Annotated in this window: 14 protein-coding genes; 4 read left to right on the forward strand and 10 right to left on the reverse strand. The window is 40.7% G+C overall.

The window, feature by feature from the left end:
• Positions 1 to 13 precede the first annotated feature (13 nt).
• The 8 genes from hypD to V7K45_RS11705 form a co-directional block, all read right to left on the reverse strand.
• A complete protein-coding gene (hypD, locus tag V7K45_RS11670) occupies positions 14 to 1,192 on the reverse strand; it encodes a hydrogenase formation protein HypD (protein ID WP_335003484.1) in 1,179 nt (392 codons plus the stop codon).
• 132 nt (positions 1,193 to 1,324) lie between these two features.
• The gene (locus V7K45_RS11675; RefSeq protein WP_335003486.1) at positions 1,325 to 1,585 is read right to left on the reverse strand and encodes a HypC/HybG/HupF family hydrogenase formation chaperone; all 261 of its coding nucleotides are present in this window, start codon (positions 1,583 to 1,585) and stop codon (positions 1,325 to 1,327) included.
• A gap of 80 nt (positions 1,586 to 1,665) precedes the next feature.
• Complete coding sequence (gene hypF / locus V7K45_RS11680) at positions 1,666 to 4,014, reverse strand: carbamoyltransferase HypF (RefSeq protein WP_335003488.1); 2,349 nt, start codon at positions 4,012 to 4,014, stop codon at positions 1,666 to 1,668.
• Entirely contained in the window at positions 4,004 to 5,221 is a 1,218-nt protein-coding gene (locus tag V7K45_RS11685; RefSeq protein WP_335003490.1) for a hypothetical protein, read from the reverse strand. Before V7K45_RS11685 ends, hypF begins: the two co-directional genes overlap by 11 nt.
• 630 nt (positions 5,222 to 5,851) lie before the next feature.
• The gene (locus V7K45_RS11690; RefSeq protein WP_335003492.1) at positions 5,852 to 6,697 is read right to left on the reverse strand and encodes a NifU family protein; all 846 of its coding nucleotides are present in this window, start codon (positions 6,695 to 6,697) and stop codon (positions 5,852 to 5,854) included.
• A 63-nt stretch (positions 6,698 to 6,760) separates the two neighbouring features.
• Positions 6,761 to 6,985, reverse strand: coding sequence for a hypothetical protein (locus tag V7K45_RS11695; RefSeq protein ID WP_292774648.1), 225 nt, complete (start codon positions 6,983 to 6,985; stop codon positions 6,761 to 6,763).
• 8 nt (positions 6,986 to 6,993) lie between these two features.
• Positions 6,994 to 7,260 (reverse strand): hypothetical protein, encoded by a 267-nt coding sequence (locus V7K45_RS11700; protein ID WP_335003494.1) that lies wholly within the window; start codon positions 7,258 to 7,260, stop codon positions 6,994 to 6,996.
• A 95-nt stretch (positions 7,261 to 7,355) separates the two neighbouring features.
• Positions 7,356 to 8,330, reverse strand: coding sequence for a hypothetical protein (locus tag V7K45_RS11705; RefSeq protein WP_335003570.1), 975 nt, complete (start codon positions 8,328 to 8,330; stop codon positions 7,356 to 7,358).
• 475 nt (positions 8,331 to 8,805) lie between these two features.
• Between V7K45_RS11705 and V7K45_RS11710 the strand changes: the two genes are divergently transcribed.
• The 4 genes from V7K45_RS11710 (at position 8,806) to V7K45_RS11725 (ending at position 13,103) form a co-directional block, all read left to right on the forward strand.
• Entirely contained in the window at positions 8,806 to 9,645 is an 840-nt protein-coding gene (locus tag V7K45_RS11710; RefSeq protein WP_335003496.1) for an Rpn family recombination-promoting nuclease/putative transposase, read from the forward strand.
• A gap of 93 nt (positions 9,646 to 9,738) precedes the next feature.
• Positions 9,739 to 9,936 carry a hypothetical protein gene (locus V7K45_RS11715; protein WP_335003498.1) on the forward strand — a complete coding sequence of 66 codons (198 nt, stop codon included), beginning with the start codon at positions 9,739 to 9,741 and terminating at the stop codon, positions 9,934 to 9,936.
• A 439-nt stretch (positions 9,937 to 10,375) separates the two neighbouring features.
• Positions 10,376 to 11,338 carry a hydrogenase small subunit gene (locus V7K45_RS11720; protein ID WP_335003500.1) on the forward strand — a complete coding sequence of 321 codons (963 nt, stop codon included), beginning with the start codon at positions 10,376 to 10,378 and terminating at the stop codon, positions 11,336 to 11,338.
• A 169-nt stretch (positions 11,339 to 11,507) separates the two neighbouring features.
• On the forward strand, positions 11,508 to 13,103 hold the full coding sequence (locus tag V7K45_RS11725; protein WP_335003502.1) for a nickel-dependent hydrogenase large subunit: 1,596 nt from the start codon (positions 11,508 to 11,510) through the stop codon (positions 13,101 to 13,103).
• Positions 13,104 to 13,185: 82 nt separating this feature from the next.
• Here V7K45_RS11725 and V7K45_RS11730 read toward each other — a convergent pair whose 3' ends face one another.
• Both V7K45_RS11730 and V7K45_RS11735 read right to left on the reverse strand, forming a co-directional pair.
• Positions 13,186 to 13,794, reverse strand: a complete 609-nt coding sequence (locus tag V7K45_RS11730; protein ID WP_442941983.1) for a Uma2 family endonuclease — start codon at positions 13,792 to 13,794, stop codon at positions 13,186 to 13,188.
• Between the two features lie 137 nt (positions 13,795 to 13,931).
• Positions 13,932 to 14,477, reverse strand: coding sequence for a hypothetical protein (locus V7K45_RS11735; protein ID WP_335003504.1), 546 nt, complete (start codon positions 14,475 to 14,477; stop codon positions 13,932 to 13,934).
• Between the last annotated feature and the right edge of the window lie 120 nt (positions 14,478 to 14,597).

A 14,597-nucleotide genomic window follows, 5' to 3' on the forward strand; every position in this document is an offset into this window, starting at 1 on the left:
GGTACGCTGAGTATTATTCTGAGGAGAAGCCGCAGGCGGGGAGGGGTTCTTGGGTTATTTTTGATTTTTGGGTGATTGTTCTTTTAGCAATGGTGGAGAGTCGCCCGTATTTGTAATAGGCTGCACAAGCGCCTTCGGAAGATACCATACAAGTACCGATTGGTGTTTCTGGCGTGCAAGCTGTACCGAATACTTTGCACTCCCAAGGTTTTAAGACTCCTTTGAGAATTTCTCCACACTTACAAGCTTTATGGTCGGCTACTTTGAGATTAGGAATGGTAAATTTAAGTTCGGCATCAAATTGGGCATATTCAGGTTGAATTTTTAATCCTGAATAGGGTATGTCACCTAAGCCGCGCCAATCAAAACTATCTCGCACGGCAAAAACTTTATTTATAGCCTGTAGTGCTACTGCATTCCCGGTTTTTTCTACAATTCGGTTATATTGATTTTCGACTTCGCAACGATTTTCTACTAACTGTTGCAATAGCATCCAAATTGATTGGAGAATATCTAAGGGTTCAAATCCTGAAACAACAATCGGCTTATTATATTGTTGGGAAATAAATTGGTATGGGTCACTGCCAATTACCATACTGACATGACCAGGCCCAACAAATCCATCTAGTTGTAAGTCGGGATTATCTAATAGTGCTTTGAGGGCGGGAATCACGAGGACGTGATTGCTAAACATACTAAAGTTAGGAATTTTTTCGGCTGCTGCTTGCAGAATGGTGAAGGCGGTGCTGGGGGCTGTGGTTTCAAAGCCTAATGCGAAGAAGACTACTTCTTTGTCGGGATTATCTCTGGCAATTTGCAGGCTATCTAGGGGAGAGTACACCATACGGATGTCTGCACCTTGTGCCCTGGCTTGCAGTAAAGTAGTTTTGGAACCGGGAACTCGCATGGCGTCGCCAAAGGTGGTAAAAATGACGTTATGATTTTGAGAGATTGCGATCGCATCATCTAATCTCCCCTTTGGCATAACGCATACTGGACAACCAGGCCCGTGAATTAGTTCAATGGCTTGGGGTAAAATTTCTTCGATACCATATTTAAAAATGGAATGGGTATGCCCGCCACATACCTCCATGATTTTGATGGGTTTTTCTAGCCGATGGCATAATTTGGCGATTTCGCGGCATAAGGCTTCAGCTTTTTCCGGTTCGCGGAATTCGTCAACATATTTCATAGGGATTGAGGAATAGTAAGTTTTATGTATCTGTTAATTTCGCTTTTGTGGTAGTTTTTTAACAAACCGTGTTTGTGCAGCGTCTTTTAGAGAAGCCTCATCTAGATTTCAACCTCCTGCCTCCTGCCTTCTTCACGTACTAATCCCTGCTTGTGCTGCTGCTAATTCTTGGAATAGTTGTAATGTCTCTGCCGCTTCTTGTTCATTAATTCGATTCATGGCAAAGCCAACATGTACTAATACCCAATCCCCAATACAAGCTTCGGGGGGATGTTGTTCATCTACGATACAAGCAATATTTACTTCGCGCTTAACACCACCAATGTTAACTATGGCTAATTTGTGGTCAACGTTGGTTATTTCTATAATTTGTCCGGGGATTCCTAAGCACATTTTTTTATTTTTTAAGATGAACTAACCGCAGAGGCGCGGAGAATACAGAGAGAACTATTGGTGAGAAAATTTTTCAAATCTCAACGCTCATGTATTAATTGAGCGGCTGCAATCACTGCTTGTCCTAAAGATAAGCCGCCGTCATTAGCTGGAACTAAGCTGTGAGTAAGTACTTTTATTCCCAATGTTTGTAATCTTTTGGTAACTTGCTCTAACAATATACAATTTTGGAATACTCCTCCTGTTAAAGCTACCTGATTAATCAGATTCTCTTGACTAAGATGCTTAACCATTTCCACAATTGCATTAGCTAAACCTTGGTGAAATTTGGCAGCCATAATCGGTTGGGGAATCTGCTGCTGTAAGTCATTTAGCAAGGCTTGCCACATTGGACGCGGGTCTATACAATAAATACTATCTAAAAAGCCAAAATTAAAAGGGTAGATTAGCGTTTCTTTATCATTATTTAAGCTGCTAACATCTACTATAGCTTCCATTGCAATCGCAGCTTGTCCTTCATAGCTACATTCATTTCTATAAATACCGATAGCTGCCGCCACTGCATCGAACAATCGCCCCACGGAAGACGCTGGAGGAGAGTTAATTCTTTTCTCTATAAGTTGATTTAGTAGTTTGAGTGGCTTATTTCTCAGAAATTTTACGATTTCTAAGTCAGTATAATTGTGTTCGCAATCATCCCAAAGATTAGCAGCTAATAATTGGGCATAAGTATTACGCCAAGGCTGATAAATAGCTTGTTCGCCACCAATCATTGCTACTGGTTTAAATGTTGCTAGTCGTTGAAATTTTCGGTAATCTGCCAAAAGAAATTCTCCACCCCAAAGTGTGCCATCGTTACCGTAGCCTAAACCATCTAAAGCAATACCTAATATTGGAGGTGAATCTAAAGGAATCCCATTTTCTACCATGCAAGCGGCAATATGCGCGTGATGATGTTGAATTGGGTAAATTTTAATTTTATTTGTATCCGCAAGTAATTTACCAAATTTGCTTGAGAGATATTCCGGGTGTTTATCAATGGCAATTATCTCTGGTTGATGCTCAAATAAATTTAAGTATAAATTTAAATTTTCTTGGTAAGCGTTGAAAGCCGCAGCATTTTCTAAATCTCCTAGATGTTGAGAGAAAATTGCTTTTCCCTCACGCAATAAGCAAAAGGTATTTTTTAACTCACTACCCATTGCTAAAATTGGCGGTACTTTCTGAAATCCCAGTGGTAAACTAATTGATGCTGGTGCATATCCTCTGGCACGGCGAATTGTTTGGACTTTATCTCCGATAACACGTACAACCGAATCATCTACCCGATTAATAATCTCTCGATTGTGAAAGAGAAAATAATCAGCAATTTTTCCTAATTTTTCTCTTGCATCGTCATTATCAATACATTGTGGTTCATCAGCAACATTGCCACTTGTTAAAATAATTGGGCGATTCATCCGCCGTAGAATTAAATAATGCAAGGGCGTATAAGGTAGCATGAAACCAAGAGTATTTTGACCTGATGCTACTGACGATGCTAATTGTTTTTTATCCGAAACTTGTAATAAAACAATTGGTGCAGCAGAACTTGTTAATAATTCTTTTTCTTTAGCGTTGACAATACAATATTGTTCAATTATTTCAATATCCCGCGCCATTAAAGCAAAAGGTTTATGATAGCGCTTTTTTCGCTGACGCAGTTTTTGTACAACGGTTTCCTGTGTTGCATCGCAAGCTAGATGAATACCGCCTAACCCCTTAATTGCCACAATCTCACCTTTTTGCAACAAGGTACAAACAGCATCGACATCATCCAACATCGAAAACATGGAAGCAGTAACCGATTTGCCATCAGCGCGTTCTAACCAAGCTGCGGGGCCGCAAACATGACAAGCTACAGGTTGGGCGTGAAAACGGCGGTTTTCGACATCGTGATACTCCTTTCCACATTCTGAACACATCGCAAACGCAGACATACTGGTATTGCATCTGTCATAAGGAATCGCACGAATAATACTCAGGCGGGGGCCGCAATGAGTGCAGTTAGTAAAGGGGTAGCGATAAAAGCGGCTAAAGGGGTCGAATATTTCTTGTTGGCATTGCAAACAAGTGGCGGCATCAGGGGTAATTTCTGTTTTAATGCCATTATTGACACTACTAGAAATTACAAAATTATCAAATTTCAATTTACCTTCATAAGGAGTTCTAGTTAGTTGATTAATTCTTGCCAACGGTGGACATTCTGTTTGCAATCTGGCAACAAAGTCTGTGATTGCTTCTTCACTACCAGATACCCTAATTAATACACCTTCGCCATCATTACAAACATCTCCACCCAAACCGCAGGCTTTTGCCAGACGATAGACAGTAGGGCGAAATCCTACTCCTTGAACAGTACCGCGAACTCTAATTTCTTCAGTCGGCATAGTTAAAGTGCCACAGCAAAATTCGGTTATTTCCAGAATCAGCTATCACTGCTGTATTACCGCAAATTTTTATCCCGTAACACCAATTTAAGCTATCTCGTTTAGGTAGTCCGAAATTACGATTTTCACCTTTACTTTGAAAATTTATTTGTCCTGCTAACCCATCTGCCACTACACCTTGCAGTGATAAAATTGATTCTGGCTTTCTCCATCCTAATAACCGGGAATTAGCAGTATCTGCAACTACTAACCAATCTCCAGCCACCCCCACACCATAAGGCATACTCAAGCTATTAGCACTAGGATAATAAACTCCTTGATTCATTTCCACAAAATCAAAGCTTTTTTGTCCTAAAACCACTGCACAAGGGGCATTATTTTCTGTTGGGATTCCCTGCCAAATCATCACTCGGTGATTACCTGCATCGCTAACAACCAAATTTTCTCCCCAAAGGGTGATATCGTGACACCAGCGCATACTCGCTGCGGTTGCAGAAGTACCGCCGTTTTCATTGCGAGATATCATATCTGGTTGTCCCAAAACTACATCAGCAGGTTGACCATTTTCTGTTGGTAATTGATGCCAAATTAATACCCTGCGATTACCAGTATCGGCAATAAATAGCCGTCCGTGATGATAGAAAACACCATAAGGCCAGTGCATTGTACTAGCAGATGCTTGTTGACTTCCCCGATTTGGTTCATTCTCGGCAAAATTAGCTTGTCCTAACACCAAATCTGCTGGAACATTGTTATCTTCTGGTAAATTTTTCCAAATTAAAACTCGATGATTCCAAGCATCTGCTACAGCTAATCCTTCACCACAAGCAGAAATTCCAGTTGGTACACTTAAAGTTGCGCTTCCTGGTGTAGTTTTAGCATTCTGTCCTTCATGATAAAAATCAGGTTGTCCAATTACCCAATCAGCCGGTTGACTATCTTGTGTGGGTAAATTTTTCCATCCTAATAATCTATGATGTCCGGTATCTGATACCCATAAAGGGCCGGTTTTTGATAACAAACAAGCACCACGAGGCCCAAACATTGTTATGGGGCTAGGTGCTACAGGTATGACTAATTGTTGTGGTTCGAGAATGTCGCCTAAAATTACCTCTGCACCTTGAGGTGATAGAGGTAAATATTGCAAAATTTTTGTTGCTTCTAGCGGTAATTGTGATATGGGATTAATTATGATTGGGATATCCATGAACCGCAGATAGACGCTGATAATTATTTAAAAACATTAATCTTGATTAGCATGTAACAACAGTAACGGTTTTACATTATGCTTTTTTCAAATTCAGTTAAAACCTTTAATCAACTTCTGTATTAATAAAGCTTAAAAAAATTAATATGGCTTTTAGTAAGTTTTGCTACATAGCGAATCTTTGGCATGAGTGCGCGATTTACTTAAATGAGAAAGCAAACTGGGGTTTGAGAAAGTAAAAGCTTATTTTACTTGCGGAAAACACTAAAATGAGTAAGTCAAATGACCTTTTGCTTGCGGAAAACACCAAAATAAGTAAGCAAACTGGAGTTTGAATAAGTAAAAGCTTATTTTGCTTGCGGAAAACACTAAAATGAATAAACAAACTGGGGTTTGAATAAGTTAAATGACCTTTTGAGAAAGTAATATGCCTTTTTACTTTCTCAAAACACTAAAATCAATACCTGAATTACACAAATGAGAATTAATTCAGGGATATTGAGAAAGCATTCGGGTATTTTGCTTGCACAAAAGACTAAAATGAATGCGCGAACTACTGAAATGAAAAAGCAAATTAGCCGTGATTGACTAATCGCCAAGTATATTTGCTGAAATATTACCTTCGCATGATCATTTTTGTAGTTTTACAAAAACCTTATCGTCTTTAACCTTGACTGGATACGACTGAAGCGAGACATCAGGCACGGTTAGGCATTTACCTGTCTCTAATTTGTACTGGAATCCGTGGGCAGGACAGGTAATAATACCATTTTCAACTTTACCCTTTTCTAAGGGAGATCCTAGATGGGTACAAGCATTACGGTAACATTTAACTGCAACGCCTTGACGATGTAAAATTAGTGAAGTACCAGCAAGTTGTACTGCAATTACGCTAAACTCAGGAACTTCATCAATAGTTGCTACTTTGATCCAAGTACAAGTTATTTTTGAAGAGAATGGACTGATTAAACCAGAATTCGCATTCTTAACAGCAGGGCTATTATTGACTGCAACTATTTTGGTAATTTCGGGACAATGATTTTTGATTGCCTGTTCTACTCCCTGAGATAAAGTTAAAGTAGAAGCCGGACAAGTGCTGCAAGTTCCGATTAATTTGACTTCTACTGTATCTGGGGGCTTAATTGCTACTAGTTCTATATCCCCATTATGGCTTTTTAAACCTGGGCGAACTTCTTCAAGGGCTGTTTGAATTCGCTGTGCTAATGGTGGTTTTGGTGGTTTTACAAGTTCGTGATAAAGTAGCACTGCGTACACTACTTCATCAGTCACAGCATGACGCAAACCTGACATTGATTCTTGCTTGAGGCTTTTTATTAAATTAGTCAATGCTGCCTTATGCAAAGCTTCAATTGCCCTTTTTAGTCCAACTGCTACACACCGTTGGCTTTCATCCCACTCGGATATAATTGCCTCAAAGCGGTTAATTTCTCGAACTAATTCTTCAAGGTTTGTCATTAGTCATTAGTCATGGGGCATGGGGTATGGGGCATTGGTCATTTATGAATAACCAATGACAAATTACTTCATTTTGAAATCTTTGAGGAGAAATGGCATAATCAAGCCTGTCACCAGGCTAGATAATGTTATTGGTAAGTAAAAGGGAATATCGATTTGTGCAAACAACACTAGCAGTAACGAACCTACAGCAGTAGCAATAGCAGTTCGTTGAACAAAATACATTGGATCGCGCAGTAATTTTCCTTTGAAAAATAACTTGGCAGAAAACCACCCAATTTCTAACATGTTTACTCCTAATAATTAGTCAATAAATTTAGGATTACAAACCCTAATAGAATAGCAGGAATTACACCAGCAGGGGCAAATAATGCACCAAGCATTGCTGAAAACTGATAGCCGATATCTTTTCCAGCTAACAGCATTCCACCAATAGCACCACCAACCATAGACAAGGCTGTTGCTATGACTATCCAGACTAATCCTGTTGCTATGTTTAAGTCACCATCTGCTAAACTTGTGAGAAAATCTCTCAGAGAAGGGTTTGTTAAAATATCTCTCATGCTGTTTTTTTCCCGATCGTTAAGGAAGTGGTGGGATAAAGGAGAAGGGAATGAAAGAGACAAGAGGACAAGCAGAATAGCCAATGCCTAATGCCCTATTCCCTATTCCCTATTTCTGCTTCAATATCTTGTAGGGCTTGAGCTACTATCTCTGCTTGTTCAATTTGTTGGTTTTGGGTAAATATTTCAAAGGCTTGTTGATAGTAAATGCGTGCTTGTGAGAGATTTTTAGGATTGCCAAGCTCTGGTTTTTCTGAGTCGTCGGGTAAGTTGAATAGGGCGTTGGCTTTGTTTGAAATTGTGTTAGCGTACTCCAGAGGTGTATCTTGGAGACTACGCACTTTTAGCGCTTCATCATAAGCTGCGATCGCTCTTAAATTATTCTCCACAGGATGGGAACTAACTAAATATTGCAAAGCATTACCCAAATTGTTTTGCAACATCGCATATTCTCTAGGATGGTCAATCAAATTAATATGCTTTAGCGCTACCTCAAATGATTGCACAGCTAACCCTTGACGCAAGTATTCCCGTTCCGATGCTAGGGGCATAGAAAGGTAAGCGATCGCAATATTGTTATATAAAATCGCGTATTCCTGGGGGTAATCTTCCCAAGTAAACACCCGCAAAGCCTCATGATAAGCCTGGATGCTATCAGTTATCCGCGCCAAATTGAACGGTACAAGCGACTGCAACACCAGCCCAAAATTCATCTGCGTCTCTGCTACTTCCTCTGGTGAAGCTAATTCCTGTAAAATTGGCAGTGCTTCTTCATAACCTGCTTTCGCTTGCATCAGCAGTTGGTAATCAGCATCCGGTATTGCCTGTAACGTCCCTGCCATCCCCACTTTCGCCCTGGCTTTCAGTAGAGGATACTCCTCACCACACATCTCATAGGCCCGGTAATATAAACCAACTGCATTCCGCAAGTCTTGGGCAGTTTTGGGCTTTTTTTGAAAACCCTGTGCGATCTCAATCAGCATTTGGATTTTTTCCTCTGCTGAGGCTGACTCCGATGCAACAGCTGCTACCGCAGCCTTCACCGCCGAATCTGTAATGCTGGGGGTCATAACTCTGCCGTACTCTAGCCAATTGGGAATTGAGTCTGTTAACACCCATGAATTATCGAAACACGCGATCGCATTTCATCACGGGCCATACTGATTTACGCAGGCTTCGAGTCCTTTAGGCGGAATTCCCCTTCTTTGTCTGAGACTAGGGCTAATGATTAAGGACTAGGGAAAGAGTCGATCCCATGTCCAATATCCAATACCCCATGCCCAATCAATTTTTTTACTATAAAACACCCTATTTCTAAAATTCTAGGGGGTAATTGCTAATATTAATGTCAGTTTTAAACACCTAATATTTTGAAAATACTTTTTGTATCATCACTCGACACAATCCAAACATTATTTATTGAATTGCTGACATACATATATGATATGCACTATCTTACCAGCTAATTTTTGTATACTCCAAAGATTCACCACGGGATTCTCGAAGTGTAAAATATATTCATCAACGACTGTAAAACAAGCTACCTTGAAAACAGACAGCATCTTCTATCGGATCTTTCAGAGTATTCCTACTACTTTCTTTGAACTCATTAACCAACCGCCCCAACTAGCTAGTGTTTACCAATTTTCTTCAGTAGAAGTGAAACAACTGGCGTTTAGAATCGATGGCGTTTTCCTCCCAAATGCAGCAGAACTACCCATTTATTTTGCCGAAGTGCAACTTCAACCAGACAAAAAGTTCTACTCGCGTTTATTTACCGAAATATTTAATTATCTCGACAAAACCGAATTAACCAACAATTGGCGTGGTGTTGTCATCTACCCCAACCGCAGCGTTGATACTGGAGATACCGAAAGATATACCGAATTACTCAACTCACAACGAGTGACTCGCGTCTATCTTGACGAATTAAGCTCAATTGAGACATCATCAATCGGCATAGAGACAGTTAAACTCATCATCGAACCCGAATCAACCGCGACAACAAGAGCTATCGAAATAGTCAACAGTGCCCGACAGCAAATTCCAGATGTCGCTACTATTAGGGAAATTATACAATTGATAGAGACGATATTAATCTACAAATTGCCGCGGTTGACCCAAGAGGAGATCGGAAAAATGTTTGGAGCAAATGAGTTAAAGCAAACTAGATTTTACCAAGATGTTTTTGCAGAAGGCAAACAAGAAGGTAAACAAGAAGGCAGAGAGGAAGGTAGGCAAGAAGGTAGACAAGAAGGTAAGTTAGAAGCTAAGTTAGAAACCATACCCCAGTTATTAGGGTTGGGTTTAAGTATTCAGCAGATAGCTCAAGTGTTAGGTTTGGACGAACAAGTTGTTAGGCAAGCTGTACAACCGCAATCCTAAAACAATAGGGTGCGTGAAGACTTAACAGTGCCTTTAATAGAGACGATATTAGTCTAAAGGTTGCCGCGATTTAGCCGGGAGGAGATAGTAAAAATGTTTGAATTAAATGACTTGAAGCAAACTAGATTTTTCCAAGAAGTTTTTGAAGAAGGTAAACAACAAGGTAAGTTAGAAGCTAAGTTAAAAACGATACCCCAATTATTAGCATTTGGGTTGAGTATTGAGCAGATAGCTCAAGGCTTAAGCTTGGACGAACAAGTTGTTAGGCAAGCTGCACAACCAAAATCTTAAAAAACTGATATATAGCTGACGGGGTACAAGACTTTTTACCCCAATATTTTGCTGAATTTGACTCGATTATTCCATTAAAATCTGATTGCTTAAAATACTTATCCTTTTGCACTAACTAACATTTAACGGTAATTATTACAGGCTTTTAGCAGCAATCAATTCAGTACACAAGCTTATTTAATGTCAGTAAGTAAAAAATAATAATTTTGTTTTTACTGTTTTTTATTTGTCAAATCTGTTACGAGTATAACAAACATAATAATTTAAAATAAGCTCGTCATTTTTTTAGCTGTTGTTAATGATTAATTCTTTTTTAATGAAAGAGAATTAAATCAAAAAATATCTTAGTATTGAAAAATAAATATTGATAAACAGGTGAGACTTTACAAGCATTATCACCTACATCATGCATGGGAAACAATAGAAAAACGCATAGCCGATGACTAACGTACTATGGCTACAGGGTGGTGCTTGTTCGGGTAACACCATGTCATTCCTCAACGCTGAAGAACCGACAGTCTGCGATTTAATCGCTGATTTTGGTATCAAGTTACTTTGGCATCCCTCTTTGGGATTGGAACTAGGCGATAACTTACAAAAACTGCTGCGGGATTGCATTTCTGAGACAATTCCCCTAGATATCTTGGTATTTGAAGGCAGTGTTGTCAACGCCCCCAATGGTACTGGCGAATGGAATCGGTTTGCCGATCGCGCCATGAAAGATTGGTTAGCAGACCTCGCCAAAGTTGCTAAATTTATCGTCGCGGTGGGAGATTGTGCCACATGGGGAGGAATTCCCGCCATGTCACCCAACCCCAGCGAATCAGAAGGTTTGCAATTTCTCAAGCGTCAAGAAGGCGGCTTTTTAGGGAAAGATTTTCTCTCACAAGCCGGATTACCTGTAATTAATATACCTGGATGTCCCGCCCATCCCGACTGGATAACGCAGATATTAGTAGCGATCGCTACTGGACGCATAGCAGACATTGCTTTTGATGAACTAAATCGTCCCCAAACTTTCTTTAACACCTACACCCAAACAGGTTGTACCCGCAACGTTCACTTTGCCTACAAAGCCTCAACCGCCGAATTTGGACAACGTAAAGGCTGCCTATTTTACGATTTGGGTTGTCGCGGCCCCATGACCCATTCTTCCTGCAACCGCATCTTATGGAACCGCGTCTCTTCCAAAACTCGCGCTGGAATGCCTTGTTTAGGTTGCACCGAACCAGAATTTCCCTTCTTTGACCTCAAACCAGGAACCGTATTCAAAACCCAAACAGTAATGGGAGTTCCCAAAGAATTACCGCCAGGGGTGAACAAAAAAGACTACGCCTTACTCACAATGGTCGCCAAAGATGCAGCACCACCTTGGGCAGAAGAAGACTTTTTTACAGTTTAGTCATTAGTGCATTGGTCATTAGTCATTAGTCATTTGTCCTTTGTGATTTGACCAATGACTATAACCTTTCACACGTTCGACCATTTTACAGGGAGGCGAGTGAATAATTACCAATGACGAATGACAAACGACAAGTCACAAGTGACCAATGACAAAGGACAAATAACAAATGGGAATTCAATCATTAGACATTTCGCCCGTCGGTAGAGTTGAAGGCGATTTAGATGTCCGAGTTGATATTGAACATGGCAGAGTAGTTAATGCTTGGACACACGCCGAATTATTTCGCGGATTTGAAGTTATCCTCCGCGGTAAAGACCCCCAAGCTGGATTAATTGTCACACCTCGCATTTGCGGCATTTGCGGCGGTTCTCACCTAACTTGTGCATCTTGGGCATTAGATACAGCCTGGGAAACAGAAGTTCCGCGCAATGCAATTTTGGCAAGAAATCTCGGTCAAATTGTCGAGACAATTCAAAGCATCCCCCGCTATTTTTATGGTTTGTTTGCCATTGATTTAACCAATAAAAAATACCGCCATAGTCGCTATTATGAGGAAGCTGTGAGACGCTTTGCTGCTTTCACAGGCAAATCTTATGAACTAGGCATAACAATTTCCGCTAAACCTGTAGAAATTTATGCACTATTAGGCGGACAATGGCCCCACAGCAGTTATATGGTTCCTGGTGGTGTGATGTGCGCCCCTACCCTTACAGATATTACCCGCGCTTGGGCGCTTCTCGAATATTTCCGCACCAATTGGTTAGAACCAGTGTGGTTAGGTTGTTCTTTAGAACGCTACGAACAAATCCAAACTTATGATGACTTTAAAGATTGGTTAGATGAAAACCGCAATCATCGAGATTCCGACTTAGGTTTCTATTGGCGGATGGGTTTAGATATCGGTTTAGATAGATATGGCGCTGGTGTTGGTAAATATGTCACTTGGGGATATTTAGCCCATGAAGATAAATACCAAAAGCCGACTATTGAAGGGCGAAATGCGGCGATGATTATGAAAAGTGGAGTGTACGACAGCTTCGCAGACACTCACACTTTAATGGATCAGTCATTTACCCGCGAGAATACAACTCACTCCTGGTACGATGAAGGGACAGCAGATATTCATCCTAGCGATCGCACCACTAAACCCACTGCGAATAATACCAAAGACTTCGATAACGCCTACTCTTGGGCGAGTGCAGTCCTGCACAAAGACTTCGGACGCTTGGAAGCTGGCCCTTTAGCCCGGCAATTAGTAGCTGGTGGTAAGCATGGCGAATCTTGGCAACACTACGACCCCTTCATCCTCGATGTCTTCAAACGAATGGGTGGTGCTAGTATTCATGTGCGTCAGCTAGCACGAGTTCACGAAATTGTCAAGTTATATCGCCAAGCTGAACACTGTTTGCGCGAATTCAAATTAAACGACCCTTGGTATATTAAACCCACAGAAAAAGATGGCAAAGGCTGGGGTGCAACGGAAGCAGCACGAGGTTCCTTAAGTCACTGGGTAGAAGTGGAGGGCGGTAAAATTAAAAATTACCAAGTGATTGCTCCAGGTACTTGGAATATCGGCCCTCGTGATAGTGAAGGAATCCGCGGCCCCATTGAAGAAGCTTTAATTGGGACACCGATTTACGATTCTAGCGATCCGGTGGAAGTTGGTCATGTGGCGCGATCGTTTGATTCATGCTTGGTGTGTACAGTTCACGCCCATGATGCGAAGACTGGTGAAGAGTTGGCGCGTTTTCGGACTGCTTAATTCTCAAAATTCTTCTGGCTTTCTATCACCGTTTCTTCAATCCATCAGTTCTTGTAGCTGTTCAAGACTCATTTAGTCGTCGTTAATGGCACTGCAAAACTTGAACAGCAGTCAACTTTAGATCGGCAAATACAAGCGAAGCGATCGCACTATCTTCTAGATACACCTTCTCCTCATAAAAACCTTCTACCCATTCCAGAACTGTCACTCGCTGTTGTATCGGATCGACAATCCAATACTCAACAATACCCCGTGCTGCATACTCAGATCGCTTATAGCGATAATCACGACTACTCTGATTTGGACTCACCACTTCAACCACTAATAACGGCGGTGGCATCTCTGGCATTACCGTAGATCGTTTAGCCCCCTCCATCGCCGTCGCCAACTCTTCAGAAAACACCACTAAATCAGGAACGCGCACCCGTGAGCCAGTAGTCATAATTTCCGTTTTCATCGACAGCCGATAAGCAGGAATACCCAGTTGCACAAAGCAGACAAGGATAAACATGGCAATTCGTCGATTTATCTCACTCTCGGCCGTCATCAGAAGCAATTCTCCATCTTCAAACTCATACATTGCATCTGTACCATCGTCATAATTAAAGAACTCCTCAAGAGTCATATTCCCAGATGCAGCTTTATCTAATGTGATTGCCATAATCACCTTACCTTCTGGTAAAAACATCATTAACTTACTATTATCACAATATCTCTAGGACTTACGCGCTTAATTTAATTATCAGGTGCGTTAGTCATAGGGTAAGACACCGAAATTTTTGTAGTTTATAGTTTCCTAAGCAGCTATTGTGAATCTACTTACTCCATTCATACAACATAAGACATAAAATACACCTGCCGTTGCCAAATAGCTCCATTGAAGTGAAGCAATAAGTAGTATCCACATGCAGAGTAAGCAATGTGAACAAGCCCATAATCACATGATTCACTAAATCCAACCCGTGATAAGGTAAAAATTCCACGAGCTTTTTTAAATTCCTGTGGTTCAAGCTCTGAGACAAAGCGATATCCATTTTCAACTTTAAATCGCTTCTGCAAACGCCACTCACGCGTATTTTTCACTTCATAATCTTCAATCATGCCCTTGCTTCTTAAACACTTATACTTGAATGCACCAGAGAAGCGTGGCTGCTCGTTGTGATATTTGTGAAATGGAGCGTCACCCGTGTAGTCATTGAAGACTGTATCGGGGCGATGAAATAAAAATAAATTCGTCTCTTGACAAATAGCAGTATAAATATCGTATTCAGCTTGTGAGATTGCGCCTTCAGTTTCCATTTCAGCGATCGCAGTAAAAGTTTTCACATCACAATCATCGACAACGCTCACTTTATAGTTTACTGGATTGGCCATATACCTTAGTGATTGCCCAAAAGACAAATTTGGGGAAAATGAAAGAGAAATAACCTATTCCCAATGCCCTATTCCCAATGTCTCATATTCTAAACTCGTAGCGTAACACACTAAAACTTA

Source organism: Nostoc sp. (assembly GCF_036917375.1).
GTDB lineage: Bacteria > Cyanobacteriota > Cyanobacteriia > Cyanobacteriales > Nostocaceae > Nostoc.

What these genes read in the sequence shown, in the direction of transcription:
- V7K45_RS11720 (WP_335003500.1), top strand. Translation starts at nt 10,376, where the DNA reads ATGACTAACGTACTATGGCTACAGGGTGGTGCTTGTTCGGGTAACACC.
- V7K45_RS11725 (WP_335003502.1), top strand. Translation starts at nt 11,508, where the DNA reads ATGGGAATTCAATCATTAGACATTTCGCCCGTCGGTAGAGTTGAAGGC.
- V7K45_RS11735 (WP_335003504.1), bottom strand. Translation starts at nt 14,477, where the DNA reads ATGGCCAATCCAGTAAACTATAAAGTGAGCGTTGTCGATGATTGTGAT.
- hypD (WP_335003484.1), bottom strand. Translation starts at nt 1,192, where the DNA reads ATGAAATATGTTGACGAATTCCGCGAACCGGAAAAAGCTGAAGCCTTA.
- V7K45_RS11700 (WP_335003494.1), bottom strand. Translation starts at nt 7,260, where the DNA reads ATGAGAGATATTTTAACAAACCCTTCTCTGAGAGATTTTCTCACAAGT.
- V7K45_RS11705 (WP_335003570.1), bottom strand. Translation starts at nt 8,330, where the DNA reads ATGACCCCCAGCATTACAGATTCGGCGGTGAAGGCTGCGGTAGCAGCT.
- V7K45_RS11685 (WP_335003490.1), bottom strand. Translation starts at nt 5,221, where the DNA reads ATGGATATCCCAATCATAATTAATCCCATATCACAATTACCGCTAGAA.
- V7K45_RS11675 (WP_335003486.1), bottom strand. Translation starts at nt 1,585, where the DNA reads ATGTGCTTAGGAATCCCCGGACAAATTATAGAAATAACCAACGTTGAC.
- V7K45_RS11690 (WP_335003492.1), bottom strand. Translation starts at nt 6,697, where the DNA reads ATGACAAACCTTGAAGAATTAGTTCGAGAAATTAACCGCTTTGAGGCA.
- V7K45_RS11695 (WP_292774648.1), bottom strand. Translation starts at nt 6,985, where the DNA reads ATGTTAGAAATTGGGTGGTTTTCTGCCAAGTTATTTTTCAAAGGAAAA.
- V7K45_RS11730 (WP_442941983.1), bottom strand. Translation starts at nt 13,794, where the DNA reads ATGATGTTTTTACCAGAAGGTAAGGTGATTATGGCAATCACATTAGAT.
- hypF (WP_335003488.1), bottom strand. Translation starts at nt 4,014, where the DNA reads ATGCCGACTGAAGAAATTAGAGTTCGCGGTACTGTTCAAGGAGTAGGA.
- V7K45_RS11715 (WP_335003498.1), top strand. Translation starts at nt 9,739, where the DNA reads ATGTTTGAATTAAATGACTTGAAGCAAACTAGATTTTTCCAAGAAGTT.